At 44.4% G+C, this 480-nt stretch carries 1 protein-coding gene; it reads right to left on the bottom strand.

Annotation, left to right across the window (positions count from 1 at the left end; all coding sequences use genetic code 11):
- Window positions 1-480 (bottom strand): hypothetical protein (locus SH09_RS16765; protein WP_042740257.1); only part of this gene is annotated, 480 nt, incomplete at both ends.

Consider the following 480-nt stretch of genomic DNA (forward strand, 5'->3'; position numbering starts at 1 on the left):
ACTTCAGTAAGTGAGAGCGACTCAGCGTCAATGAGCGCATCAACATCAGTAAGTGAAAGTGAATCAACTTCAGTAAGCGAGAGTGATTCAGCATCAATGAGCACTTCTACTTCAGTAAGTGAAAGTGACTCGGCATCAATGAGCACTTCTACTTCAGTAAGTGAGAGCGACTCAGCGTCAATGAGCACTTCTACTTCAGTGAGCGAAAGTGATTCAGCGTCAATGAGCACTTCTACTTCAGTGAGCGAAAGTGATTCAGCAAGCATGAGCACTTCTACTTCAGTAAGTGAGAGCGACTCAGCGTCAATGAGCACTTCAACTTCAGTGAGCGAAAGTGATTCAGCGTCAATGAGTACGTCAACTTCAGTAAGTGAGAGCGACTCAGCGTCAATGAGCGCATCAACATCAGTAAGTGAAAGTGAATCAACTTCAGTAAGCGAGAGTGATTCAGCATCAATGAGCACTTCTACTTCAGTAAGT

It is taken from the genome of Staphylococcus gallinarum (assembly GCF_000875895.1).
Lineage (GTDB): Bacteria > Bacillota > Bacilli > Staphylococcales > Staphylococcaceae > Staphylococcus > Staphylococcus gallinarum.